This window comes from Bacillus sp. FSL M7-1020, assembly GCF_038050415.1.
Classification (GTDB): Bacteria; Bacillota; Bacilli; order Bacillales; family Bacillaceae_G; genus Bacillus_A; species Bacillus_A toyonensis.
This window is the reverse complement of record NZ_JBBOTW010000001.1, coordinates 604665-629365: the sequence shown is the minus strand read 5'-3', so window position 1 is coordinate 629365 and position 24701 is coordinate 604665. Positions and strand designations below refer to the sequence as shown.

Sequence of the window (24701 nt, the reverse complement as noted above, 5' to 3'; positions counted from 1 at the left end):
GGAAATGATATGTGTAAAGTTTTCCACATTATCCATCTAGGAGGAGTTTACATGTACAAAAAAATCGCAGTAAGTATGACTATGGCCGCATTATTATGCGGGGTATCTACCTTCCCTGCTTCTGCTACCACGCCAAAGGAAGTTGCAATGCATCATCATAAACCTATTTCAGAAGAAGAAATGCAGTCGCTCGAAAAACTCGGCTATAATAAACATGAAATTTGGAAAGCTGCCCACATTGCAAGAATCAGCAAAAAAGAAACTAAGGACGTTTTAGCTTACTATAAGCAAAATAAATCTTGGCAGAAAACCGCACAACATTTCGGTGTAGATCCAAGTAAGCTTAAAAAGCATCATATGAATAAGGAAACAAAAAAAGCATTACTGCAACAATTAGCAACGATGCAAAAATCCACACCAGATGGACTAAAACAAAAAATGAAAGAATATAATATCGGCTTACGTCAGCTCACGGTATTAACAATCATCTCTCAAAAAAGTAATACCCCTCTTGATGATGTACTAAAAATGAAAAAAGACGGTATGGATATTAAACAAATCACGGAAAAATTAAATGTTAAAAGAGAAGATATACGAGCAGAGATGATTAAATTAGTGAAGTCTATTAAAGAGAAGCAAACAAATTAACACGCAAAAAAGGAAGAGGTATTCACTGCTCTTCCTTTTCTTTATGAACTTTCAACTTTGAAGTATAAATTCCCGTCTTTCCCAAAAACTAACATAAACAAATGATGTAGTAAGGGGTGAGAAATTGTTTCGTTTATCGTCTAAAAAGAAGAAAAAAACAATCTGTTCCATTCCAGAGTTTATCCTCACTATGAAAGAATCTAGTGATTTCGTTTCTTATAACATCGTAGAAGATGGGGCACTATGTTTGTTTTATTATAAATCTACAGCTGAATCACTCCTCATTAATCGATTCATTTTAACACCTATAAAAAGAGAATTAGATCGCATTGAAAATATAAGTGACATAGCAAATATCGTTACACTCGAAGGGATCATCACCAGTCCTTCTATTGATGATATTCGTGAAAAATTATTAGTTGGGTATGTACTCATACAGATAACAAACGATTCCCAAGCAGCAGAATATGCACTTATTCGTGCTGAAAGTTCAGTTTTAGGTACACGATTATATAACGATACCGAAAATGAATATAGTGTAATCGGTCCAAAAGTCGGATTTGTTGAAAATATTGATACAAATACACACTTACTTCGCCGAAATATAGTAACAGAGCAATTAGTTTTCAAAGAAGTTATAGTTGGCTCTATATCAAAAACAAAGGTTATAGTTGCTTACATCGAAGGCATTACAAATGAACAACACATCAATACTGCAATGCAGCGCTTACAAGACGTTGACTTTGATGTTCCTTTTGATGCAACTATGATTGAACAGTTTATTAGCGATAATAGTAACTCACCCTTCCCTGTTTTACTACCTACAGAGCGGCTAGACCGCTCTGTGTACGCATTACTGAATGGAGGCGTTGTTATTTTAACAGACGGTTCACCTTACGCATTAGCTGGACCAGCGACGTTACTTGATTTCTTCGTCTCGCCAGAAGATTATTATTTACCATGGATTGCAGGCTCATTTCTTAGATTAGTTCGTTTTTTTGGAGCAGCTTTCTCTCTATTTTCTTCAGCTATTTACACAGCTGTATTAACATATCATTATCAAATGATTCCTGCAGATTTACTTGGCCCTATTATTTATTCTAGAGCCAATGTACCATTTCCACCTGTTTTGGAAGCTCTTTTTTTAGAAATTACAATTGAATTACTGCGTGAAGCTGGAGCACGCTTACCGACTAAAGTCGGCCAAACAATTGGTATTGTTGGAGGAATTGTAATTGGGCAAGCATCTGTTGAAGCTGCTTTAACGAGTACGATTTTATTAATTGCGGTTGCATTATCTGCGCTTGCTTCTTTTACAACACCGACAGTAAAAATGTCTTCTACAATCCGGATATTACGATTTCCTCTTATCATTTTAGCTGGAGCGTTTGGTGGCGTTGGTCTCATCGTCGGATTTGTATTCATATTAGCTCATTTAATTCGCCTTAAATCACTCGGATCACCTTATTTATTACCTTTATATCCATTCCGCGGTTTAGGGACAGCAGAAGGACTCCTTCGTTTGCCGTTTAGTCAAACTGCTGGGCGTGCCTCTTTTCTAAGACCAAAAAAGAAATGGCGCTATGACCCAAACAAAGCGAAAGAAAAACGTGACGGTGAAGAGAAATGAAAAATATTTTATTATGCTTTTCCATTATCATTTTAATTTTTCAATCTGGTTGTACAGAAACAAATATAGTTGATACACAGCGAATGATTCACGTAGGTGGATTCGATATAATGAAAGATAAAAAATTTCGCGGGACAATTTTATATCCCGATTACACAAAAGGAGTACAATCGAAACCAGAAACTCAATCAACTCATGCAGGTACAATTGAAACAATATCGTCCCTTCTAAACGCAAAATCGCCACATACGATCGCTATAGGTCAAATGCGTGTTGTCCTATTTGGGAAAGCATTTGGTGAACGTGGAATTGGAGATGTTATTAACAACTTACAACGTGACCCTAACATTGGCCGCGATGTACAGCTAGCACTGGTAGATGGTTCAGCAGAAGAATTACTTAAACATGTTAAAACAAATGGATCACTTTATCTATCTGATTTACTGGAGCAAAATATAAAAAACGAGACAATCCCGCGGACAGCTTTAAATATTTTTTTATATAACTTTTATTCATCAGGATGCGATCCATTTCTTCCTTATATTAAAGTTGATGAAGACAAGTCCGCTTCCATTAAAGGACTCGCTTTTTTAAAAAAGGATAAAGTGGTTATGTACACCGATAAAAAAAAATCTTTTTTATTAAAATTACTTATTAATCCAACGAAAAATGGTCGCTACGAAGTTCCAATACGTCAAGGTAAGCATAAAGGATTGATCGCTACTCAAAACTTATCTGGAAAAAGTGTTTGTTCTCTTTCGCAAAACGGTGATATTCCGAAAGTTAACATTCACTTAAAATTAAATGGACTCATAAAAAATGCTCCCGACTGGCTTGATTTATCTAAGAACGAAAATGTAACTTACGTAAAAAAACATGTAGAAAAAACGCTTGAGAAACATTTAAACGAATTAATAAAACAATTCCAAGAAAAAAAAATTGATCCAATAGGTATACGAGAAGAAATTCGTAGTCATTCAAGAAAATGGACTATAAAACAAATTCAAGAAATGTACCCTAATGTAGACGTTGCTGTTCATGTGCAAATCAATGTCGTGCAATCTGGTATCGGAGAATAGTGGAGGTGCTATAATGGCTGAACAAGATAAAACACATACTGTTTCCCCTTATTTCACATTCCTTCTATTACACTCCCTTCAAATTGGAGTAGGTGTGTTAGGGTACCAAAGAATTATTGCGCAATATGCCGGTTATGATGCTTGGATTTCTCTTATTATCGCTGGTATTGCAACTCATATCGTTTTATTTTGTATGCTTAAAATGTTAGAAAAAGATAATGATTTAATGAATATTCATACGACATGTTTTGGAAAGTGGATTGGGACATTTTTTTCCGTATGTTTTGCCGCATACCTTCTATTATTTTGTCTTACTGTTCTTCGTACATATATTGAAGTCATTCAAGTTTGGGTCTTTCCTACAATTAAACCGTGGAAATTAACTTTACTATTTTTACTTGTAACTTATTACATAATTAGAGGCGGCTTTCGTTCTGTAACAGGAATATGTTTTTGGGGTGTCATAATACCGATTTTCGTACTACTTTTCTTAGTTTTCCCAATGAAATACGCACATGTCCGTAACATTTTCCCAATTCTCGCTCATTCACCTTTAGACATTTTAACTTCAGCGAAAGCATCTGCATTAGAATTTCTTGGATTTGAAGCAATCCTTATCTTTTATCCATTTATTAAAAAAGGAAAATCGTTAAATAAATGGGCACATAGCGGTATTGCTTTTACAACCATTCTATACGTGATATTAGCGATTGTGTCCCTTATGTACTATAGCCAAGGGCAACTACATCATACAATTTGGCCAACATTAACGATGCTAAAAATAATTAAGGTTCCTTTTATCCAAAGGTTTGAGTACATTATTATTTTCTTATGGTATCTAATTATTTTACCTAACCTTTGTTTAACGATTTGGTCTTCTTGTTGCATTACTAAGAAATCTTTTCGCATACCATTTAACATTACACTGCCATTTTTTATCGCAACTATATTTATTTCATCCTTGTATTTCACAAACCGCGAAAGTATCAATACATTGAATACAGTACTGTCTCAAGCTGGTTTATATATTGTATACGCTTATATCCCAGTCTTATTTCTATTCCATTCATTGCGGTGGCGCTTCAAAAATAAGTCGAAAGAATCTTCACCCGACACACCATGATATTTGATACAATTTGATTAATACATGTGTAAAGGGGACAAGCGTATGAAGAAATATGTATTTTCTTTACTTGCAGTACTGAGTTTAATTCTTGCTGGATGTGGAGCTACTAATACAAATGAAAAAAAATCATCTGAATCAAAAGAAGAGCATGACCATGCATCGCACACGCAGCAAGCTGACATTCAAGAAAAAACAAAGGGAGTCGACACACTTCCTGCCTTCCTAGACAAGCTTGATCCACAAATGAAAGACATTTACACTGTCGCTGGACAAAATGCAGAGCTATTAGATTGGATTCCATGTTACTGCGGTTGCGGTGAAAGTGTAGGACATAAAAACAATAAAAATTGCTTTATTCGTGAAATTAAGAAGAATGGTGAAGTTGTTTGGGATTCCCATGCAACGACTTGCGTCAATTGCCTAGAAATCGCAGTTAAATCAGCTACGATGAAACAAAAAGGAAAATCAACGCTTGAAATTCGTAACTATATTGACAATAAATACAAAGAAGGCTATGGCAAACCAACACCTACGCCAATGCCAAAAGCTTAAAAAACGAGGAAATACCTCGTTTTTTTCATTCACTTTTTTTCTTAACAAATTCTTTCAAGTGTATTTCTCCTTACTTATCACACACTATATATAACTCTCGGTAAGGAGGGTACACAGTGCAAACATATAACGACTATGATAAAGCTCTCTATTACACGTATTGCTGTAATTGGGATAAATTACTCGTTCTCATGGTTCAGACGAACGATCAATTATTTTCTAAGCGTATTGAGCATTTTTTACATGCTTATCAATACAGTAAAGAGCTACCAGAAGTTGATAAACAATTGCAGCTCCTATTTCAATATATTGACCACGCATCTCAAAAGTCACATGTAGAAGAAGTAGAGCAAATTCAAATGTAAAATATAGCGCTATTCTCTTTATGAGAATGGCGCTTTTTAAAATGTTGATATCAATAAATGTTTCTCCTTATAAAACTTTTATTGATAAACATATTTTTTCTTTCTTTTCCCTACTACTTCATACTATAATTTAGTATGTAACTATTATAAGTGAGGTATAAAATATGGGACGAGAAAAAAAGCAAGAATATGCTTTACTTACTGCATGGGGAGCTTCATTTATTGCTACATTAGGAAGTCTATACTTTTCCGAAATCATGAAATTTGAGCCTTGTGTCCTTTGTTGGTATCAGCGTATTTTTATGTATCCATTTGTTTTATGGCTTGGTATCGCTGTAGTAAAGAAAGACTATCGCATTGCAAGTTATTCTTTACCAATCGCAAGTATTGGTGCTTGTATTTCTTTATATCACTATGCAATTCAAAAAATCGCAGCATTTTCAGCTGCTGGGGCAGCTTGCGGCCGCGTACCTTGTACGGGAGAATACATAAACTGGTTCGGCTTTGTGACCATCCCGTTTTTAGCACTTATCGGCTTTATCACAATCGCTGTTTGTAGCTTTATCGTAATCAAAAACAAATAAGGAGATGAAAGAATGAAAAAAATGCTTATATTTGGCGGTATTATTATTGCCTTGTTTGTAGCAATTTTCGCTGTCACACAAATGGAAGAAAAAAATGCTTCAACTAGCCAAAAAATTGATAATGCTACTGGTAGTCAAACAGATGGTGCTGACTACTACACAAATAAAATCTCTCTTTCAGATCTCCAAAAGAATTTAAAAGAGAAAAAAGAAGAAACAGTATACTTTTATCAAACATCTTGCGTTCATTGCCAAAAATTATCTCCTGTCGTAGTACCGATGGCTAAAGACTTGAATGTTGATATGAAAGTTATGGATATTGAAAAATTAGATGCTCCTTGGGATGAATATAAAATTCAAGGTACACCAACAATCATTCATTTTAAAGATGGTAAAGAAGTGAGCCGTATTAGCGGCGAACAATCGAAAGACAAATTAAAAGAATGGCTTGAGCAAACGAAGAAATAACGAGAAAAGGAAACTCCTTCTACACATGAAATGGGCGTAAAACCTCACACTAATGTATAAGGAGGGGGTTTTATGCCAGAAGTAAAATGCTCTGTTTCCAATTGCTCATTTTGGGGACAAGGTAACTTTTGTCAAGCAAGTGCTATCATCGTTCAGCCTGATGCAGATGAAGCTGGTCAAACTGAAAATGATTCGTATACAAGCGCGGTTTTAACAAACGAGACGTTAGAAAGCTCTGTAGCAACGAGTGTAGAAACTTGTTGCCATACATTTAAACCAAAATATTAAACATAAAAAGCATACGATGAATCGTATGCTTTTTTACATTCCCCTCCAAAAATCATGCATGATAAAAAAGTACAAAATAACGAGGACAACCGTCCCACATAGGGTAATGCGCCTATATATACTCTTTTCTCCTTCCCTTGCTTTTACAAAAGCCCAAATAAATCCGAAGAACAATATTAAATCAACATATGGAACATAAAAGGAAAAGACGAGAAACGCATACAAATACACAATGAATAAACAGGTCGTTACTAAGAAAACTTTAAATGCAAATTCGCTTTTCATAATGTAACCGCCCCCTATCTGTATTGTATTATATTCAGCAAAATACAATAGTTGCAGTTAAACTCCAAGTAGAAATAAGCTACCGCCTATAAAACGGTAGCTATTACGGAACATTGTATTTCCGTTTATATATATTACTTAAAGTCGAAGTAGGAATTTGCTCGTAACGAATTTTTTCTCCTGTTTCATCTACAATATACAAATTGTTTCCTATATAATATATTCCATTTTTTCGTTTTGAGTACACCGTATATCTTTCATTCGGCAATACCGTTTTCACTTTTGTTAACTGCCCATTCGGTTCTTGCCAATATATATCCGCGCGATCTACTAACGTAAGTATTCCTATTTGCTCTTCTTCTACTTTACGACCATTCCAACTCACAACACGATAACCAAGTGTATTTGCCTCATATTCCGGACTCATATGAAAACGAGAAATGATTACTTTTGTTTGTAATTGTACTCGGTCATATAACCATTGTATATCCTTGTCATGCATGCGAATACAACCATTTGATTCCCTACTTCCAATCGTCCATTCCCGATTTGTCCCGTGAATCGCATATTCCTTTTTATCTAGTCCAAGCCACCTCGTACCGAGAGGGTTGTTTGGTGCACCACCACGTATCTTTTTTCGATGGTATTCTTTATTTTTATATTTAGTTATAATACAAAAATTACCTTCTGGCGTAGGTGTACGATCTCTTCCAGTCGTTATCGGAAACGTTCTCGTATAGTTTCCTTCTTCAAAGAAAGACAGCTGATTCGTCGTAAGATTAACTAATATTAAATGATCTGTATTAGCAAAAACGCTAGCTGGTAGGCAGAAAAATAGGATTACGATAAACAATACTTTTTTCATCTAAATCCTCCCTAGCACTAACATCATAATAAATGCAATTAGCTTTACTTTGCTCTTATAAATGAAAACTATCCATTTACGATAACGCCTCCGTTTACATGTATCATTTGCCCCGTAACATAAGATGAATCGTCCGATGCTAAGTATACGTATGCTGGTGCTAATTCATATGGCTGACCAGGTCTTTGCATCGGAACATTGCTTCCAAACTGTGACACTTTCTTCTCACCAAAGCTCGATGGAATAAGAGGTGTCCAAATCGGGCCTGGCGCAACACCATTTACACGAATTCCTTTTTGCACTAACGATTGAGAGAGAGATCTTGTAAAAGCAACGATAGCTCCTTTCGTTGCAGAATAATCAATTAAAGTTTCATTTCCTTCATATGCAACGATAGACGCCGTATTTATAATGACATCCCCTTGTTTGAAGTGAGAAAGTGCTGCTTTCGTAACGTGAAAATAAGAAAAAATATTAATACGGAATGTTTTTTCTAGCTGTTCTGCTGTAATATATTCTAGTCCTTGCTGCGGATATTGCTGTGCGACGTTATTCACAACAATATTTAAACCACCTAACTGCGAAACAGTCTCTTCCACAATATCTTTACAATGTTGTTCATTACTTAAATCTCCCGGTAGTAATACACACTTTACACCTTCTTTTTCAACACGTTGTTTCGTCTCATTCGCATCCTCCTCCTCATCTAAATAAGCAATTGCAATATTTGCACCCTCTTTTGCAAAAGCGATGGAAACAGCTCGTCCAATCCCGCTATCTCCCCCTGTAATTAACACATTCTTCCCCTTTAACTTTTCACTTCCCTTATAATTGGGATCTTCAAACTGCGGAAGTGGATTCATTAATGATTCAATACCAGGCTGTTTATTTTGATGTTGGGCTGGCATTGTTAAAAAGCTTTTTTGCTGTGGCATAACTTCCTTCAGCTCCTTTTCCTTATCATGTGCACAATAAAAAACTACAATTCACACATAGTTTTACGATTAATATTCGAATTTAAGACACAAAATATGAATTGTTGTAAACTTTTTATACAAAACTATTGCAAAATAGTTAAAAAACGAATATTATATATAACTGTTGTGAAAATTATTCGTAAACAGAAAGGATGTTTATATGTTTAACCTTTCAAAACATAAAACTTCTATTAAAACTGAAATTATGGCAGGTATTATTACCTTCTTAACAATGGCATATATCATTGTCGTAAACCCTGTCATCCTTGGGGATGCAGGTGTTCCATTTGAACAAGCATTTACAGCAACAATTATCGCTGCTGTTGTCGGAACATTATTTATGGCGATCTTTACAAACTTACCAATCGCAATTGCACCAGGTATGGGATTAAATGCTTACTTCTCTTACTCTGTTGTAAAAGCTCATGAAGGCATGACTTTCGCAATTGCATTCTCTGCTGTATTCGTAGCAGGTATGATTTTAATTTTGTTATCATTCACATCTTTCCGTACAAAATTAATGGAAGCCATTCCTGAAAACTTAAAACACGCAATTACTGCTGGTATCGGACTATTTATCGCCTTTATCGGTTTACGTTTAACAGGTATCGTTACAAAAAACGATGCAAACTTAGTTGGACTTGGTGATCTTCACTCTGCTCCAGTTCTACTAGCATTAGCTGGACTTGGAATTACAATTGTCCTTATGTCTTTAAATGTAAATGGTGCGCTATTTATCGGCATGCTATTAACTGGTCTTATCGCTTTCTTCACAGGACAATTAACGTTCTCAAACGGTGTTACATCAATGCCTGGATTACCAGAAGGAATTATCGTATCAAATCCAATTACTGCTGTATCTGATGTAATTAACTACGGATTATACGGCGTTGTATTCTCATTCTTCCTTGTTACACTATTCGATACAACAGGTACACTACTTGGCGTTGCGCAACAAGGTGGATTTATGAAAGACGGAAAGCTTCCAAAAGCAGGACGAGCTCTTCTATCTGACTCATTCTCAGCAACAATCGGTTCTATGTTCGGAACAACACCATCAACAGCTTACATTGAATCTTCTGCTGGTGTTGCAGCTGGTGGCCGTACTGGTTTAACAACAGTTACAGTAGCTGTTCTATTCGCATTAGCAGCTTTCTTTGGACCATTAGTGAGCGCTGTATCTGGTGTATCAGCTATTACTGCACCATCACTAATTATCGTTGGTAGTCTTATGATGGGTTCAGTTCGCCACATCGATTGGGATTCATTTGATGAAGCATTCCCAGCATTCTTAGTAATCTTAAGCATGCCACTTACATCAAGTATCGCAACAGGTATCGCACTTGGATTTATTTCATACCCACTTATGAAAGTGGCAAAAGGTAAATTCCGTTCTGTTCACCCACTTGTGTATGTATTCGGAATCTTGTTCGCTTATCAATTGATATTCTTACCACATTAAAATCCCTCTTTCTGAGGGATTTTTTATTTTCAAAAAACATTTGACAACTGTACAGAATCATGGAATAATTCAAAATAGTTAAATATTCGATGTCTTATCAAGAGCAGGTGGAGGGATGAGCCCTACGAAGCCCGGCAACCGACCCATTTATGGGCACGGTGCTAATTCTTACAACACGTTGTGTTGAAAGATAAGAGTAATATGATAAGACGTCTTTTCTATATGAAAAGGCGTTTTTTATTTTCACTCCCTCCCCTCTCTTCTTAGTTTAGGAGGGATTTTTTTATGAAAAAATTGTGTTCCATCGTACTTATTTTTCTATTACTTACATTGACGGCTTGTACAAATGAACAAGATGCTATCTCTTCACAAAAGCAACAAACGGTGAAAAAAGTAACTACAACAGTTGAAAATCATTTACAAACAGAAATTCCAAAGCAAATAAAAAAGCCATTAAAAATCGCATTAATTATGCAAATGTCTATCGGAACTTTTTCCTCTCAATATATTGAGGGCGTCAAAAAACAAGTCGAGCTATTTGGCGGTAGTGTACAAGTCTACAATTCTGATAACGATTTAGCAAAAATGGCTGCAAATTTAGATACTGCTATTAATTCAAAAGTGGATGGTATTTTAATTGATCATGGCCGATCTGAAGCATTAAAACCTGGGGTAGAAAAAGCGTTACAGGCGAACATTCCCGTAGTCGCGTTTGATAACGATCTACGCTTACCAGGTGTAACGATTATTGATCAAGATGACTATAGTCTTGCATGGAAATCATTAAAAACGTTAGCAGAAGATTTGAATGGACAAGGAAATATCGCAGTCGTATGGGTTGGCGGATTTGCTCCAATGGAACGTCGTAACGTTATCATTGATGCTTTTTATAAACGGTATCCAAATATAAAAGAAGTTGCGCGATTCGGTACTGCTAGTAATAACACACCACTTGATACACAAACACAAGTAGAAGCTTTACTAAAAAAATATCCGAAAGAAGGAGATTTACAAGCCATTTTCGCTTCGTGGGATGAGTTTGCTAAAGGAGCTGTTAAAGCACTTGAACAAGCTGGTCGTACAGATATAAAAGTATACAGCATTGACTTAAGTAATGAAGATTTACAACTTATGCAAAAAGAAAACTCACCTTGGTCTGCTACGGCTGCAACGGATCCAGCTGAAGTAGGGAAAGTTCAAGTACGATTCTTATACAAAAAAATTGCCGGTGAACAAACGCCAGATATTTATTCACTAGAACCTTATTTAGTAAAGAAAAATAGTTTACCAAAAGAAAATATAACAATGGATCAATTATCAAAACATATAAACGGTTGGGGAGACTCGAAAGATGCGTATTCTCCTTGGATGAAAAAATTAGAGAAGGAGAAAAAATGATGACATTCTCTCTTCAAAACATTACACATTCTTATCATGCCGCTACACCTGTTCTAGAAGATGTTTCTATCCATATTCAAAAAGGAAAAGTTCATGCCCTACTAGGAATGAACGGTGCTGGGAAAAGTACTCTACTGAAAATAGCAACTGGTGAAATTCAACCAGTTGCTGGCGATATAAAAATTGATAATCAGTCTGTTTCCTTTCCTTCGCCACGCGATGCAAAAAAGCACGGTATTTCTTTCGTAACACAAGAAGTAGACCACGGACTTATTCCGGGATTATCTGTATTAGAAAATGTACTTATCGATCATTTAGCAATGCAAAATAAAGTACTATTTTCAAAGTCAAAATTAGTCGCACTCGCTAAACAACATTTGCAAACTGTACAGGCTGATTTAAATATTTTTGAAGATGTTTCAAACTGCTCATTACATGAAAAACAATTACTTCTTATCGCAAGAGCTTTATCCAACAATACAAATTATCTTTTATTAGATGAGCCTACTTCTTCTCTTGGACCGAAAGAAATTGAAACCTTCGGGCAACTATTAAAAGATTTAACATCAAAAGGAATTGGCATCATCTTAATTTCTCATCGTTTATCAGAGATTCGAAATTTCGCGGATGATGTAACTGTATTACATAATGGTAAAGTCGCACTTTCTGATGCGATTACAAAGGTTACAGATCAACAAATTGTAGAATCGATGACTGGAAAACAACTTACACTTCCTATTAATGCAGCACCAAAACGAGGGAACGAAGAATTCTTTAAAGTACAAGAACTTCCATTACACAAAAACCATTCTCCCCTTTCTCTCACCGTACGGAAAGGTGAAACTGTTGTGATATACGGATTAATTGGCAGTGGCAAAACAACACTTGCTGAAACGTTATTTGGTGCTCATCATACTTATCACGCAGAAATAAACGGTCAAAATATAACGATTAAAACACCGCGAGATGCGATTAAAGCGAAAATCGCACTTGTACCAGAAGAAAGAAGAAAACAAGGCGTATTTCTTTCGGAAGATATTATAAGCCACACGAATTTACACCAATCAGGTTGGAGACGAAAACAAACCGAATTAAATAATGCTACTGCGGCAATTTCTTCTTTCAGCATTTCACCGAATGACCCAAAAGCCTTTATTCATTCACTTAGCGGTGGAAATCAACAAAAAGTCTCGATTGCAAAGTGGCATGGATTCAAACCGAATCTCTTTCTTTTAGACGAGCCAACTAAAGGTGTAGACATAGCTGCAAAACAAGACATTTTTCAATTCATTCGTAACATTACTGAAAACGGGAGTTCCGTAATTTACTTCACAGGAGAACAAGATGAAGCACTACATATCGCTGATCGCATTCTTATACTGGCAAACGGAGAATTTGTAGGTGAATACTTACCAAACGAACTATCTCCTGAACAGCTTTTACATTTATCTGAAGGGAGTTATTCCATTGAATCTCGTTCATAAAACAAAAACTAAGAAACTATATTTACCTACTCATCTTTTTTATCAATTTAGTACGATTGCTATCATTATAGGTGTTACAATTTTCTTCTCTATCGTCAACGATTCTTTTTTAACGTACAACAATATTAGTGATATTTTACGCTCCATTTCTATCGTAACGTTACTTGCAATTGGTGTTACCTTTACATTAATTGTAGATGGGTTTGATTTATCAGTCGGCTCTACCGCTAGTTTAGCAACCATTGCAGCCGCTTCCTGTCTCGTTTTATATCGACAAGAACTATTAGTCACACTCCTTGTTCCTATTCTTTGTGGGCTATTAGTTGGATTATTAAATGCACTACTCGTTATCCGAATTAAACTACCAGATTTACTAGCTACATTAAGTATTATGTATATCGTGAATGGACTACACTTAACATTTTCAAAAGGATCTTCTATTTATGAAGGAATGTCTGGTGCCAAAGGACATTTTATTCCATCCTTTTTATTTATCGGTCAAGGTTCTGTCTTAGGAATTCCAGTCCCTGTCATTATCATGCTTATTGTCGTTTTGATTGCATATGTATTTTTAGAAAAAACAACGTACGGTCGTTTCTTTTATATGACAGGTGGGAATCGAGAAGCTGCTAGACTAGCTGGTATTCCTACTGATCGTTACCGTGTATATGCCTATATGATTAGCGGTTTACTTGCCTCTATTGGCGGAATTATTCTATGTAGCCGCGTTGGCACAGGACAAGTTTCAGCTGGCGCCCCATTATTAATGGATGCAGTTGCCGCTGCCTATATCGGTTATGCAATGTTCGGTGCTAAGAAACCAAATGTCATCGGAACATTTCTTGGTTCCGTATTAATCGGGATCATATTAAACGGCCTTACAATGATGAACGTTCCTTATTATGCACAAGATATCATTAAAGGCAGTATTTTAATTGCTGCTTTAGCCTTTTCATTTATTAAAAAGAAGCGTAAATAAAGTGAAGGCTTTTACGGGCAAATAGCGCTACTTTCCTTTTGCAACAATCACACGAACTACTTTCAACGCAAGGAGCAGAAGACCGTTCGCTATTGCTATAACACCTAAGAAAATTGCTATCATCAGCTCTCCCATTCCATTATTAAATACATAAATAATAGAAGAAATGAAAACCTCCTCTACGACCAAACTAATTAAAAGAGGTTAGAAACCTTTAATATTTCTCATTTACCTGTAATTCTTTACTATACTTTTGAATGAACACTGATGAAATAATCATTACCATTCCTATACTAAAACCAATAAGCTGATCTAATAACATTTCATCATGCATGAGCAAACGAAATAAAAATACACCACCAAAAATAAGCAACATAGTAAATCCAGTATGTCTAAGTCCTTTATATACATTTTCCATATGTATCACCTCTCTACATACCTTTATCCATATTATACCATATTACGAAAATTTGTATAACCAACATTCGGTATTGAAACCACTAATAAAAAAGACTGCAGAGAAATTCTTCTCCGCAGCCTAATATTTATTTTTGCAAAAACGCCTGTAAATCTGCAAATTGTCTCTTTGCATCCTCATAGCCTTGCTCATATAAACTTTGTAATTTTGCTGTATCTTTTTCCATACGATCTACTTGAAGTGGCACTTCTGGGCGGATCACAAATAAATTACCCGCTTGCTCTTCTTTTTCAATGTAGTGCAGCGTTTCGTTATACACCTCATAACGATTCAGCATCGTGTTAACAAGGTTCGGATATTTTTTATAAGCTTTCGCAGCAACCCATCCAAACTTTGATTTTTTCTTTGCGTAACCATGATTTCTCGTTAAAATAACGACTGATTTTTTAAATCCGTCTTCTTGCGCTTTACGAACTGGAATCGGATCAGAAATCCCGCCATCTAACAATTGCTTACCGCGGTAATTTACTACTGGTGCAATGAAAGGTAATGAACTAGATGCTTGTAATAAATTTAGCGCATCATCATTCGTTCCCTCTTTTTCAAAGTAAATAGATTGTCCTGTTTCACAATCTGTTGTCCCTACAAGGAAACGCTCTGGACTATTGAAGTATGTTTCAAAATCAAACGGCACATGCTTTTCTGGAATTTCATGAAAAATGAAATCCATATCGAATAGTTGACGTTTTTTCCACAAGTTTTTATACGATAAATATTGTGGATGTGATGCATAATCAATATTGACTGTTTTATTTCTATTTCTTTGTCTGGAAAGATACGACGCTGCATGACAAGCACCAGCCGAGACACCAATCACATATGGAAAATATAAATCTTGTTCCATAAAATATTCTAATATCCCGCCCGTATATACACCACGCATACCGCCGCCTTCTAATACTAACCCCGTATTTTCAAGCATGTTACTCTCTCCTCTATATATATTGACTCTTTAATTATTCACTATGTTAAGTATCTTTTTCTATTATATATGAGTTCTTTCAGAAATTATATTCAAAAGGCTTGAGAAAAAAGTATTTTTTCTTCCAATTATATTTCCAAATGATCAGAGACATCCTTTATAAACCTTTGAATAAAATCTTGCTCTTCTTTCGTATATCCATCTAAAAGTAACAGCCACTTTTCTTCCGCTTGTTTATGCAACTTTTCATGAGCTTTATATATTTCATTTCCTCTTTCCGTTAAGCGGAAGAAAATTTCTTTTTGATTATCTAACATTTGCATCTTCTCAACGAACTGCTTTTGAAATAACTTTGTACAAATTTTAGAGATCGCGCCCTTCGTCATTCCCATTTCTGTCGTAATAGCCGTTACATTCATGAGACCATTTTGTCCGATACACTCGATAACATGTAACTCAGATAAAGACATACCACTTACACCTGTTTCACGAAGAAACTTCTCATTATTTTCTTTCAAATGCTCTTCTTTTTTATGAAAAAGTGTACGAATATCCGAAATTATTTCCATTTGTTTCGCTGTACGTTCCAATCCATTCGCCTCCTAAGTTTCCAAAGAAACAATTTAACTATATACCATTTTAAAATCATTTCTCCATCTTTACAAGTGAGAAAATCATGTTAAAATAAATTTAGTTTCCTAGGAAACTAAAAATAAGGAGGTTAGCATTATGGAAAAAACCAAACTGAATTTCATTTTATATGTTGTCTGTATGAGTGCCTTACTCAGTTCCTTCGCTCAAAATATTTACACACCGATCTTACCGATGATTCAAAATTCGTTTCATACTTCTCTTTATCTTGTAAGTTTAACCGTTTCACTTTTCACATTCATTCTTGCGATTATGCAGCTCATATACGGACCTTTAATTGATACAAAAGGAAGAAAATCTGTCCTTATCCCTAGTTTAATTATTAGTACAATCGGCTCAATTGGTTGTGCTTTCTCACCAAACATTTACTTATTTCTATTTTTTAGAGCTGTTCAAGCTATAGGAATAGCGGCTATACCTGTAGTTGCAGCAACGATTGTCGGTGATTTATTTGAAGGAAAAGAACGCGGAGAAGCGATGAGCCTTTATCAAATGTTACTTGCTCTCGCACCTGCGATCGGCCCTCTTATAGGTGGTTATCTCGGCAGTATACACGGCCACTTATCTGTATTTCTGTTTTTATCTACAATTGGCATCATCTTATTAATTATAAACATTTCACTACTTCCAGAAACAAAACCAAATGTAATTAAACAACCTAAAGTAAAAAAGAATTACTGGCTTATCTTAAAAAATAAAACTGGATTTTCTATTACACTTATTGGCTTTATTCAATTTTGTATGTATTTCTGTTTCCTGGTTTTTTTGCCTAGCATATTAACAAATATATATCATCTACACGCAAGTGAAATCGGTCTTATGTTTGTACCAATGTCCCTTTCTATTATGTTAGGAAGTTATTGCTACAAATTTTTGCAAAAACAGTTCACAACAAAGCAAGCTTTATTCATCACTAGTTTCTTCAATATTATATGTATCACTTTATTCTCTTTAGCATATAGCAACAATATCCCAACCGTCATTATCGTTACCTCTTTATACGGTTTTAGCATGGGACTTTCTATGCCAACTCACACTACTTTATTAACGAAAGAATTCGTACAAGAACGCGCAACAGCTATCGGTATGTACAACTTCATTCGCTATTTTGGCATGGGTACAGGACCTATTGTAGGTGGGTTTCTTTTATTTAATCAAAATTACTTTTGGATTTTCTTTATAGGAGCAGTTACATTTCTACTTATAGTTTTATACGCAATAAAAATGTTACGTTTCTCTACCGCACAAAAGGCAAAATAGAGCCCCCGAAAGGTGGGCTCTATTTAAGCTCTTTGATCCGCAACAATATGAATATCAATATACTTTGTTTGTCTCATAATTTCATTTACAATAGAACCTTTTCGTATTTCTTCCCATCTTGTTCTCGCTGATTGTCCGAGTAAAACTTGTGTTACTTGTAGTCTCTGGGCAACTTCGATAATAACATCAGCTGGTTTTCTTCCTTTTGCTTCTTCTAATACAAAACTCGCATCAAATTGATTGGTTAACGATTTCCACTCTTCAATCGTCTGCTTTTTTCCAGCTGAAATAGAATCTATATTTTCCCTCTCAACGTTTAATACGTACAATTCAGCATTTAACCGATCAGCCATGCGCCATCCCCGTCTTATTAATTTCTCCGCTGTTGAACTGTATTGTACACAAACGAGAATTTTTTCCTTTACGCCAATTGGTTCTATTACTGTTTGGCTAATTTTCTCGTCCATATCATCAGCAACTTCTCGAAGTGATAATTCCCTAAGTGCCCCTAGATTATTAAGCGTAAAGAAATTTTGTAAGCTCTGCTGAATTTTTTCTTCCTTATATATCTTTCCATCTATTAATCTCTTCCTTAATACCTCAGGCGTTGCATCAACGAGCTGAATTTCATTTGCTTTTTGTAAAATAAAATCTGGAATACGTTCCCGTACTTTTACATTCGTAATTTGAGCTACAATGTCATGAACGCTTTCTAAATGTTGAATATTAAACGCAGATAATACAGATATACCGGCATCTAACAATTCTTGCACATCCATGTAACGCTTCTTATTTTTAGACCCAGGAATGTTACTATGTGCAAGTTCATCCACTACAACTACTTGCGGGCCACGCTTTATAATTCCTTCTACATCAAGTTCATAAAATACTTTTCCTTTATACTCTATTTCTTTTAAAGGAACTTTTTCTAAATCAGCAATTGCTTCTTCCGTCTCTTTTCTACCATGTGTTTCAATTAAACCAATTACAATATCAATGCCGTCTTTTTTCATCTCTCGTGCATCAAAAAGCATTTTATAACTTTTCCCTACGCCTGGGGCAGCCCCTACGTATAGCTTTAATTTTCCACGATTTTGTTGACGAATGTATTCTAAATATTCCTCTGGCGTTCGCCTTTGAAACGTCGGTTTATAATCATCCGCATACAAAACACTCACAACCCTTCTTGCGAAACAACACTACCTCAATCCGTTAGATTGAGGTAGTACTGTTACTATTTCATTAATTTCTGTAATTCTAAGTTTAACTTTAAGACGTTTACGCGATCTTCTCCAAATAAACCGAGGGCAGCACCTTCTGTTTGTTCCTTAATCAATTGATTTAACTTTTCTTTCGGAATATTCGTTAATTTAGAGATGCGATCTACCTGCACAGACGCTGCCTTTGGACTAATGTCAGGATCAAGCCCTGAACCTGAATTCGTCACTAAGTCTATCGGTACTTCTGTAACTGGAACGGTTGGATTTTGTTTCTTCCAGTCTTCCATACTTTTCTCTACTCGTTTCTCTAAATCTGGATTAGACGGTGCATAGTTATTTGAACCAGATGCTTCTGCTTTATATTCTATACTAGAGACACGTCCATGAAAATAACGTGGATCTGTGAAATTTTGACCGATTAACTTCGAACCAACTATTTCATCCTTATCATTATATATAAGACTTCCATCCGCATTATCCTTCATTACCGCTTGTGCAATACCAGTTACAATAAGCGGGTATACGAGGCCGCACAAAACTAAAAATGTAAAAGTAATACGAATAATTGGTGATAGTATACTTTGTTTCTTCGCCATCTTTTTCCCCTCTTCCTTATATGAACAAGCCGACAATCATATCAATTACCTTAATTCCAATGAACGGAACGATAACCCCGCCAAGCCCGTAAATGAGTAAGTTTCTGCTAAGCAATGCATTAGAGCTCATCGGTTTATATGCGATTCCTTTCATCGCTAATGGAATAAGTAATGGAATAATAACAGCGTTAAATATTAATGCTGATAAAATTGCTGACAGTGGTGACGTTAATTTCATAATGTTCAATGCTTCCATTTGCGGAATCGCAAGTGTGAACATCGCTGGAATAATTGCAAAATATTTTGCTATATCATTCGCAATACTAAACGTTGTTAACGCCCCGCGCGTCATTAACAATTGCTTACCAATTCCTACAACCTCAATAATTTTCGTTGGATTCGAGTCTAGATCAATCATGTTCGCCGCTTCTTTCGCTGCTGTCGTACCACTATTCATCGCTAATCCAACGTCGGCTTGCGCTAACGCCGGCGCATCATTTGTACCATCACCTGTCATCGCTACAAGCTTCCCTTTATCTTGCTCTGCTTTAATAACTGCAATTTTATCTTCTGGTTTACACTCGGCAACGAATTCATCTACACCTGCTTCTTTTGCAATTGTTGCTGCTGTTAATGGGTTATCCCCTGTACACATAACCGTTTTAATCCCCATCTGACGTAATTGTTCAAAACGCTCACGCATACCAGGTTTTACCGTATCCTTTAAATAAATTAAACCGTAAATACGATCATCTACTGCCACTACAAGTGGTGTTCCACCCTCTTTTGAAATGAAATCTGCTTTTTGATTCACATCTTTTGGAATCTTTCCACCTTGTGATCGAACCCATTCAATCACGCTACCTACAGCACCTTTTCTCACTTTCGTTCCGTCCTGTAAATCGACACCACTCATTCTTGTTTCTGCTTTAAACGGAACGAACTCCCCTTGTTCTGCAAGTTCTCGATTATATGATATAGATTTCGTTTGCACATATTCTATAACAGATCGGCCTTCTGGTGTTTCATCTAAAACAGAACTAATAGCAGCCCACTTTCCAACTTGCTCAATCGTTTCATTTCCTACTGGAAGCAGTGTATGTGCCATTCGGTTCCCGAAAGTAATCGTACCTGTTTTATCTAAAATAATTGTATTAATATCGCCCGCAGCTTCTACTGCTTTCCCTGACATCGCTAACACGTTAAATTTTGTCACCCGGTCCATCCCAGCTATACCAATTGCCGATAATAACCCACCAATTGTCGTTGGAATTAAACAAACTAACAATGCTACAAGTACAGCTGTATCAATTTGAAACCCTAAATAATTCGTGAAAATTGGCAACGTCACAACAACGATTAAGAAAATAAGCGTTAAACTCGTTAATACTGTATTTAAAGCAATCTCATTCGGCGTTTTTTGACGAGCAGCCCCTTCTACTAATGAAATCATTTTATCAATAAATGATTCTCCAGGATTACTTGTAATAACAATTGTAATCTCATCACTTACGACCATCGTTCCGCCTGTTACGGAACAAAAATCGCCACCCGCTTCCTTTATAACAGGGGCTGATTCTCCTGTTATTGCAGATTCATCGACAGACGCTAACCCTTTTATTACTTCACCATCATTTGGAATCATTTCCCCTTGTTTTACGATAACAACGTCACCTTTTCTCAGATCAGTTGCTGAAACTTGAACAATGTCTCCATTTTCTTTTACGACATTTGCAAACACATCTTTCTTCGATTGTTTTAAAGAATCGGCTTGCGCTTTACCACGGCCTTCAGCTAACGCTTCTGCAAAGTTAGCAAATAAAACTGTAAATAATAGAATGAGAGAAACTGTTATATTAAACCATCCTGGTACACTACTAGAACTGCTTGGGAGAAAAGATAAAATGAACGTAATGATAAACCCAATTTCCACAATGAACATAATCGGATTCTTTATCATTACTTTCGGATTCAATTTCACAAAGGATTGTTTCATCGCATGCGTCACGATATCACGATCCAACGTTTTCGCTTGTCTAACTTCATCTTCTACAGCATGTATTTGTGAATCGTTCAATTGTTTTTCTTTTACTACTACCGGTCTCATTATTTACCCTCCATTACTTCAATGTAAGAAATTCTGCAATTGGGCCAAGTACTAACATCGGGAAAAATGTTAATGCACCAACAATTACAATCGTTCCAATAAAGATTCCTCCAAATAAACCATTATCCGTACGGAACGTTCCGACTGTTTCTGGTACTACCGTCTTCTCTTTCAATGAAGCTGCTACAGCTAGCATCGTAATTAAACTGAAATAGCGTCCTAAAAACATAACTAAACCAGTCGTAATATTCCAAAACGGTGTATTATCTGCTAATCCTTCAAATCCAGATCCATTATTCGCAGCTGACGATGTGTATTCATATACAACTTGCGTTAAACCGTGAAAACCGGAATGAGAAATCGCATCCGTTCCTAAACTTGTTGAAAGAGCTAATGCAGAAAATCCTAAGATAAGTAATGGATGAAATAGAATCGTTACTGCAATTAATTTCATTTCCTTACCTTCAATCTTTTTACCTAAAAACTCTGGTGTTCTTCCGACCATTAATCCAGATATAAAGACTGCAATAATTGCATACATAATAATATTAATAAAGCCCGCTCCAACACCGCCGTATACTGTATTCAACATCATATTTACGAGTGGAACTAAACCGCCAATTGGCGTTAACGTATCATGCATCGTATTAACGGCCCCTGTTTCAGCAGCTGTCGTTACTGTTGCGTATAGTGAAGAGAATACTGTTCCAAATCGTACTTCTTTCCCTTCTGTACTTCCTTGTACATGTTCGATACCCATTCCATTTAATGCCGGATTCCCGTTTAGTTCAGATGTCGTAATCGTTATAAATCCTAGTAAAAACACCATGAATAGTGAAACGAAAAGGATACGCCCTTGTTTTTTATTTCCTACCATTCGTCCGTACGTAAATGGAAGTGCTGTTGGTAATAACATCATAAGCATCATTTGCAAAATATTACTCATTTGTCCTGGATTTTCAAAAGGATGTGTAGAGTTTGCCCCGAAAAATCCACCGCCGTTATTCCCAAGTTCCTTAATAGAAACGAATGATGCAACAGGCCCTCGTAAAATACTTTGTTTTGCTCCATCAATCGTTTGTGCTGTAACCGCCCCATCTAACGTTTGTGGTACACCAAGTGCGACAAAGACTAACGCTGCAATAAATGCGATAGGAAGAAACACTCTCGTTAACGCCCTCGTAAAATCAACGAAAAAGTTGCCAAGTTCTTTTCCAGCAAGTCCTCTTATAAAAGCCATAACAATCGCTAACGTCGTTGCTGGTGCCGCAAACATTAAAAATGTAATCCCGATTAATTGTGATAAATAAGATAAACCATTTTCACCGCTGTAATGTTGTAAGTTTGTATCAGCCATAAAACTAATCGCTGTATTAAAAGCGAGCGTAGGCTCCATCCCTTCAATATGCGCTGGATTTAATGGCAATACACCTTGTAATCTAAAAATGAAATATACAACGACAATCATAAATCCGTTGAGTAGAACTAATGATAATGCATACTGTTTCCACGTTTGATTGTATCCTTTTACACCTGTAATTTTAAAAATAAGTTTCTCAAAAGGCCCGAATACTTTATCTAGCATTTTGCTACCTTGAAAGGCTTTCTCTAAATAAATCCCCGTTGGCTTTGCTACTAAAATAAACAAGAGCATTGTAATAATGACTGCAACCCAAATCATAATGAATGATTCCCCCTAATTAAAACTTTTCTGGATTTAATAATGCGTATACTAAGTACACCGTAATCGCTGCAACAATAACCGATAAGGCAATCATCATGATTGCTTCCCTTCTTTCACAACTTTATCTGACCAACTTGCAAGACTTGCCATCGATGCTACTAATACAACAAAAATTCCGATCATCACAACATCTAACATAACAATCCCTCACTTTAAATGTTAAAATTTACCATTAAAATATTAAAAAAGAACACTGAGCTCTACTCAGTGTTCAAAAAATGAACAACAAAAAGTAAACCTCCTCTCTAAACGCTTACGAGGTTAGCTGTCGGATTCGGGCCTAAAGAGTAGCCCTACTTTCAAAACTGAAAGATTCACCCCAAGTGACGATGCACAAAATTGGTTCCCCCGCTCCATTTCTGGAACTCAGCGATTTTAGGTTTTTTTTGGAAATTTGATAAATGATTTATGAGAGTAAATATACTCCTCTATATTTCACTTGTAAAGAGGTAAATTACTTAAAATAAGAAAATATTACGCTATTTAAACGCTTACATTACGTATTATTAATATTCTTTCATCTGTTTTCTTGTCTTTTCTTTCTTTTTCATAGAAATGACCTTTTATATATAAAAAAAGAGCGAATGTATATAAGCACCCCACTTAGGCACACTTAACATTCGCTCTCGTTTTCATTCAGAATTTATTTACCACGTAAAAATGCACGTAAATTTCTCCCGCGAATATAAACTTGTGTCAATTCTGCATGTAGCTGCTCATACTCGGTAATATCCATCTCTAAATACAAAGCATCTTTTGATGGTAATATAATATATGGCCCTGGAAAAAGGGGATCAATCTGAACCAATTCTTGAACTCGCTCTACCGATACTGCCCAACGATTTGCTATATCTCCAAGTAATAGTACCTTCATCATTTCTTCCCCTGCCCTATTCAAAAAATAAAAAAGAAATATTATCACAATTTGTAAACACGACAAACTTAGCTCCAATTGTTTCATAGAGCCTCGCTGGATATCGTTTATTCCTTGTAACAACAGTAATAGGTGCTTGAAAAGAAAAACGAATGTGTTCTGTGAAGAAACTAACTGTTGGAAGCTCATCCCCTAGTAAAATCACCTTCTTAATTCGTGTGCAAATACTAGTAAAATCTTTCTCCTTATTACAGCTATAAGCTGATTCAAACCCATAATCTCTAACTTCAGCCGCTATCTCTTCATTGGCTGTAAAAATAATTAACTCATGCTGAAATGCTACTAGCTCTCTTAAACTCTTTACCTTGTTTTTTTCTCCAACACAAATAAGTGTTAGTTCCATGTACCTCATCCTCCTTAGCATAAAAGAATTCAAGCGTAGATTGATATTCCCCTATACTAATCGGATCGATGAAGTGATGTATCCATCATGGCACCGTCCTCTCTCAAAACGCTTACGAAGTTAGCTGTCGGATTCGGGCTTTGAGAGTAGCCCTACTTTCAAAACTGAAAGATTCACCCCAAGTGACGATGCACAAAATTAGTTCCTCCGCTCCATATATTTGGACTCAGCGTATTACAAAAAATGTATTCTGGCT

General features: G+C 35.9%; 28 protein-coding genes and 3 riboswitches. Of the genes, 14 read left to right on the top strand and 14 right to left on the bottom strand.

Annotated elements, in window-relative coordinates; all coding sequences use genetic code 11:
- Positions 1–51: 51 nt before the first annotated feature.
- The 9 genes from MHB70_RS03130 to MHB70_RS03090 all read left to right on the top strand — a co-directional run bounded on the left by MHB70_RS03130 (position 52) and on the right by MHB70_RS03090 (position 6740).
- Positions 52–648: a hypothetical protein gene (locus MHB70_RS03130; protein ID WP_000276989.1), complete on the top strand. Its 597-nt coding sequence runs from the start codon at positions 52–54 to the stop codon at positions 646–648.
- 124 nt (positions 649–772) lie between these two features.
- Positions 773–2278 carry a spore germination protein gene (locus MHB70_RS03125; RefSeq protein WP_000489312.1) on the top strand — a complete coding sequence of 502 codons (1506 nt, stop codon included), beginning with the start codon at positions 773–775 and terminating at the stop codon, positions 2276–2278.
- Entirely contained in the window at positions 2275–3357 is a 1083-nt protein-coding gene (gene gerYC, locus MHB70_RS03120; protein ID WP_000789834.1) for a spore germination protein GerYC, read from the top strand. The genes MHB70_RS03125 and gerYC overlap by 4 nt, the downstream gene beginning before the upstream one ends.
- Positions 3358–3370: 13 nt before the next feature.
- Positions 3371–4480 carry a GerAB/ArcD/ProY family transporter gene (locus MHB70_RS03115; RefSeq protein WP_000840374.1) on the top strand — a complete coding sequence of 370 codons (1110 nt, stop codon included), beginning with the start codon at positions 3371–3373 and terminating at the stop codon, positions 4478–4480.
- 45 nt (positions 4481–4525) lie between these two features.
- A complete protein-coding gene (locus tag MHB70_RS03110) occupies positions 4526–5035 on the top strand; it encodes a PCYCGC domain-containing protein (protein WP_000761011.1) in 510 nt (169 codons plus the stop codon).
- Between the two features lie 116 nt (positions 5036–5151).
- Entirely contained in the window at positions 5152–5400 is a 249-nt protein-coding gene (locus MHB70_RS03105) for a YhdB family protein (RefSeq protein ID WP_001195459.1), read from the top strand.
- Positions 5401–5564: 164 nt separating this feature from the next.
- Positions 5565–5984: a disulfide formation protein C gene (locus MHB70_RS03100; RefSeq protein WP_000532269.1), complete on the top strand. Its 420-nt coding sequence runs from the start codon at positions 5565–5567 to the stop codon at positions 5982–5984.
- Positions 5985–5996: 12 nt separating this feature from the next.
- The gene (locus MHB70_RS03095; protein WP_000738448.1) at positions 5997–6452 is read left to right on the top strand and encodes a thioredoxin family protein; all 456 of its coding nucleotides are present in this window, start codon (positions 5997–5999) and stop codon (positions 6450–6452) included.
- 72 nt (positions 6453–6524) lie between these two features.
- Positions 6525–6740: a DUF1540 domain-containing protein gene (locus MHB70_RS03090; RefSeq protein WP_001115393.1), complete on the top strand. Its 216-nt coding sequence runs from the start codon at positions 6525–6527 to the stop codon at positions 6738–6740.
- Positions 6741–6773: 33 nt separating this feature from the next.
- On the opposite strand, the gene MHB70_RS03085 is transcribed toward MHB70_RS03090, so the two are convergent.
- From MHB70_RS03085 to MHB70_RS03075, 3 genes are all read right to left on the bottom strand, one after another.
- Entirely contained in the window at positions 6774–7025 is a 252-nt protein-coding gene (locus MHB70_RS03085) for a hypothetical protein (RefSeq protein WP_000834196.1), read from the bottom strand.
- 103 nt (positions 7026–7128) lie between these two features.
- Positions 7129–7890 carry a L,D-transpeptidase gene (locus tag MHB70_RS03080; protein ID WP_000756371.1) on the bottom strand — a complete coding sequence of 254 codons (762 nt, stop codon included), beginning with the start codon at positions 7888–7890 and terminating at the stop codon, positions 7129–7131.
- A gap of 68 nt (positions 7891–7958) precedes the next feature.
- Positions 7959–8825, bottom strand: coding sequence for an SDR family oxidoreductase (locus MHB70_RS03075; protein WP_001136297.1), 867 nt, complete (start codon positions 8823–8825; stop codon positions 7959–7961).
- Positions 8826–9027: 202 nt separating this feature from the next.
- On the opposite strand from MHB70_RS03075, the gene MHB70_RS03070 reads away from it, so the two are divergent.
- The 4 genes from MHB70_RS03070 to MHB70_RS03055 all read left to right on the top strand — a co-directional run bounded on the left by MHB70_RS03070 (position 9028) and on the right by MHB70_RS03055 (position 14190).
- Positions 9028–10329, top strand: a complete 1302-nt coding sequence (locus MHB70_RS03070) for an NCS2 family permease (RefSeq protein WP_000482720.1) — start codon at positions 9028–9030, stop codon at positions 10327–10329.
- Positions 10330–10420: 91 nt separating this feature from the next.
- A riboswitch (SAM riboswitch) is annotated at positions 10421–10526 on the top strand.
- Positions 10527–10614: 88 nt separating this feature from the next.
- Positions 10615–11727, top strand: coding sequence for a sugar ABC transporter substrate-binding protein (locus MHB70_RS03065; RefSeq protein WP_000732072.1), 1113 nt, complete (start codon positions 10615–10617; stop codon positions 11725–11727).
- Positions 11724–13211, top strand: a complete 1488-nt coding sequence (locus MHB70_RS03060; RefSeq protein ID WP_002105611.1) for a sugar ABC transporter ATP-binding protein — start codon at positions 11724–11726, stop codon at positions 13209–13211. The genes MHB70_RS03065 and MHB70_RS03060 overlap by 4 nt, the downstream gene beginning before the upstream one ends.
- Entirely contained in the window at positions 13195–14190 is a 996-nt protein-coding gene (locus tag MHB70_RS03055; RefSeq protein ID WP_001054978.1) for an ABC transporter permease, read from the top strand. The genes MHB70_RS03060 and MHB70_RS03055 overlap by 17 nt, the downstream gene beginning before the upstream one ends.
- A 214-nt stretch (positions 14191–14404) precedes the next feature.
- On the opposite strand, the gene MHB70_RS03050 is transcribed toward MHB70_RS03055, so the two are convergent.
- The 3 genes from MHB70_RS03050 to MHB70_RS03040 all read right to left on the bottom strand — a co-directional run bounded on the left by MHB70_RS03050 (position 14405) and on the right by MHB70_RS03040 (position 16180).
- Positions 14405–14608, bottom strand: a complete 204-nt coding sequence (locus MHB70_RS03050) for a hypothetical protein (protein ID WP_000432816.1) — start codon at positions 14606–14608, stop codon at positions 14405–14407.
- 127 nt (positions 14609–14735) lie between these two features.
- Positions 14736–15590 carry a patatin-like phospholipase family protein gene (locus MHB70_RS03045; protein ID WP_000892698.1) on the bottom strand — a complete coding sequence of 285 codons (855 nt, stop codon included), beginning with the start codon at positions 15588–15590 and terminating at the stop codon, positions 14736–14738.
- Between the two features lie 128 nt (positions 15591–15718).
- Positions 15719–16180, bottom strand: a complete 462-nt coding sequence (locus MHB70_RS03040; protein WP_000442447.1) for a MarR family transcriptional regulator — start codon at positions 16178–16180, stop codon at positions 15719–15721.
- Between the two features lie 139 nt (positions 16181–16319).
- Between MHB70_RS03040 and MHB70_RS03035 the strand changes: the two genes are divergently transcribed.
- Positions 16320–17501: an MFS transporter gene (locus MHB70_RS03035; protein WP_016513808.1), complete on the top strand. Its 1182-nt coding sequence runs from the start codon at positions 16320–16322 to the stop codon at positions 17499–17501.
- Positions 17502–17524: 23 nt separating this feature from the next.
- Here MHB70_RS03035 and kdpDN read toward each other — a convergent pair whose 3' ends face one another.
- From kdpDN to MHB70_RS02995, 8 genes are all read right to left on the bottom strand, one after another.
- Complete coding sequence (kdpDN, locus tag MHB70_RS03030; protein ID WP_002038036.1) at positions 17525–18679, bottom strand: KdpD-like non-kinase potassium sensor; 1155 nt, start codon at positions 18677–18679, stop codon at positions 17525–17527.
- 56 nt (positions 18680–18735) lie between these two features.
- A complete protein-coding gene (kdpC, locus tag MHB70_RS03025) occupies positions 18736–19317 on the bottom strand; it encodes a K(+)-transporting ATPase subunit C (RefSeq protein ID WP_001085547.1) in 582 nt (193 codons plus the stop codon).
- A gap of 16 nt (positions 19318–19333) precedes the next feature.
- A complete protein-coding gene (kdpB, locus tag MHB70_RS03020) occupies positions 19334–21424 on the bottom strand; it encodes a potassium-transporting ATPase subunit KdpB (RefSeq protein WP_061529759.1) in 2091 nt (696 codons plus the stop codon).
- A 13-nt stretch (positions 21425–21437) separates the two neighbouring features.
- The gene (kdpA, locus tag MHB70_RS03015) at positions 21438–23105 is read right to left on the bottom strand and encodes a potassium-transporting ATPase subunit KdpA (RefSeq protein WP_000638325.1); all 1668 of its coding nucleotides are present in this window, start codon (positions 23103–23105) and stop codon (positions 21438–21440) included.
- 19 nt (positions 23106–23124) lie between these two features.
- A complete protein-coding gene (kdpF, locus tag MHB70_RS03010) occupies positions 23125–23205 on the bottom strand; it encodes a K(+)-transporting ATPase subunit F (protein WP_000972378.1) in 81 nt (26 codons plus the stop codon).
- Entirely contained in the window at positions 23202–23306 is a 105-nt protein-coding gene (locus MHB70_RS03005) for a SipW-dependent-type signal peptide-containing protein (protein ID WP_000887889.1), read from the bottom strand. Before MHB70_RS03005 ends, kdpF begins: the two co-directional genes overlap by 4 nt.
- Before the next feature lie 98 nt (positions 23307–23404).
- A riboswitch (cyclic di-AMP (ydaO/yuaA leader) is annotated at positions 23405–23550 on the bottom strand.
- A gap of 261 nt (positions 23551–23811) precedes the next feature.
- A complete protein-coding gene (locus MHB70_RS03000; RefSeq protein ID WP_015000156.1) occupies positions 23812–24045 on the bottom strand; it encodes a hypothetical protein in 234 nt (77 codons plus the stop codon).
- Positions 24046–24058: 13 nt separating this feature from the next.
- Positions 24059–24445, bottom strand: a complete 387-nt coding sequence (locus MHB70_RS02995) for a hypothetical protein (RefSeq protein ID WP_000424094.1) — start codon at positions 24443–24445, stop codon at positions 24059–24061.
- 93 nt (positions 24446–24538) lie between these two features.
- A riboswitch (cyclic di-AMP (ydaO/yuaA leader) is annotated at positions 24539–24687 on the bottom strand.
- Positions 24688–24701: the final 14 nt, after the last annotated feature.

Coding starts and splice junctions, on each gene's coding strand:
- MHB70_RS03130 (WP_000276989.1), top strand. CDS start 52: ATGTACAAAAAAATCGCAGTAAGTATGACTATGGCCGCATTATTATGC.
- gerYC (WP_000789834.1), top strand. CDS start 2,275: ATGAAAAATATTTTATTATGCTTTTCCATTATCATTTTAATTTTTCAA.
- MHB70_RS03115 (WP_000840374.1), top strand. CDS start 3,371: ATGGCTGAACAAGATAAAACACATACTGTTTCCCCTTATTTCACATTC.
- MHB70_RS03110 (WP_000761011.1), top strand. CDS start 4,526: ATGAAGAAATATGTATTTTCTTTACTTGCAGTACTGAGTTTAATTCTT.
- MHB70_RS03100 (WP_000532269.1), top strand. CDS start 5,565: ATGGGACGAGAAAAAAAGCAAGAATATGCTTTACTTACTGCATGGGGA.
- MHB70_RS03095 (WP_000738448.1), top strand. CDS start 5,997: ATGAAAAAAATGCTTATATTTGGCGGTATTATTATTGCCTTGTTTGTA.
- MHB70_RS03090 (WP_001115393.1), top strand. CDS start 6,525: ATGCCAGAAGTAAAATGCTCTGTTTCCAATTGCTCATTTTGGGGACAA.
- MHB70_RS03085 (WP_000834196.1), bottom strand. CDS start 7,025: ATGAAAAGCGAATTTGCATTTAAAGTTTTCTTAGTAACGACCTGTTTA.
- MHB70_RS03080 (WP_000756371.1), bottom strand. CDS start 7,890: ATGAAAAAAGTATTGTTTATCGTAATCCTATTTTTCTGCCTACCAGCT.
- MHB70_RS03075 (WP_001136297.1), bottom strand. CDS start 8,825: ATGCCACAGCAAAAAAGCTTTTTAACAATGCCAGCCCAACATCAAAAT.
- MHB70_RS03070 (WP_000482720.1), top strand. CDS start 9,028: ATGTTTAACCTTTCAAAACATAAAACTTCTATTAAAACTGAAATTATG.
- MHB70_RS03065 (WP_000732072.1), top strand. CDS start 10,615: ATGAAAAAATTGTGTTCCATCGTACTTATTTTTCTATTACTTACATTG.
- MHB70_RS03060 (WP_002105611.1), top strand. CDS start 11,724: ATGATGACATTCTCTCTTCAAAACATTACACATTCTTATCATGCCGCT.
- MHB70_RS03050 (WP_000432816.1), bottom strand. CDS start 14,608: ATGGAAAATGTATATAAAGGACTTAGACATACTGGATTTACTATGTTG.
- MHB70_RS03045 (WP_000892698.1), bottom strand. CDS start 15,590: ATGCTTGAAAATACGGGGTTAGTATTAGAAGGCGGCGGTATGCGTGGT.
- MHB70_RS03035 (WP_016513808.1), top strand. CDS start 16,320: ATGGAAAAAACCAAACTGAATTTCATTTTATATGTTGTCTGTATGAGT.
- kdpC (WP_001085547.1), bottom strand. CDS start 19,317: ATGGCGAAGAAACAAAGTATACTATCACCAATTATTCGTATTACTTTT.
- kdpB (WP_061529759.1), bottom strand. CDS start 21,424: ATGAGACCGGTAGTAGTAAAAGAAAAACAATTGAACGATTCACAAATA.
- kdpA (WP_000638325.1), bottom strand. CDS start 23,105: ATGATTTGGGTTGCAGTCATTATTACAATGCTCTTGTTTATTTTAGTA.
- kdpF (WP_000972378.1), bottom strand. CDS start 23,205: ATGATGATTGCCTTATCGGTTATTGTTGCAGCGATTACGGTGTACTTA.
- MHB70_RS03005 (WP_000887889.1), bottom strand. CDS start 23,306: ATGTTAGATGTTGTGATGATCGGAATTTTTGTTGTATTAGTAGCATCG.
- MHB70_RS03000 (WP_015000156.1), bottom strand. CDS start 24,045: ATGATGAAGGTACTATTACTTGGAGATATAGCAAATCGTTGGGCAGTA.
- MHB70_RS02995 (WP_000424094.1), bottom strand. CDS start 24,445: ATGGAACTAACACTTATTTGTGTTGGAGAAAAAAACAAGGTAAAGAGT.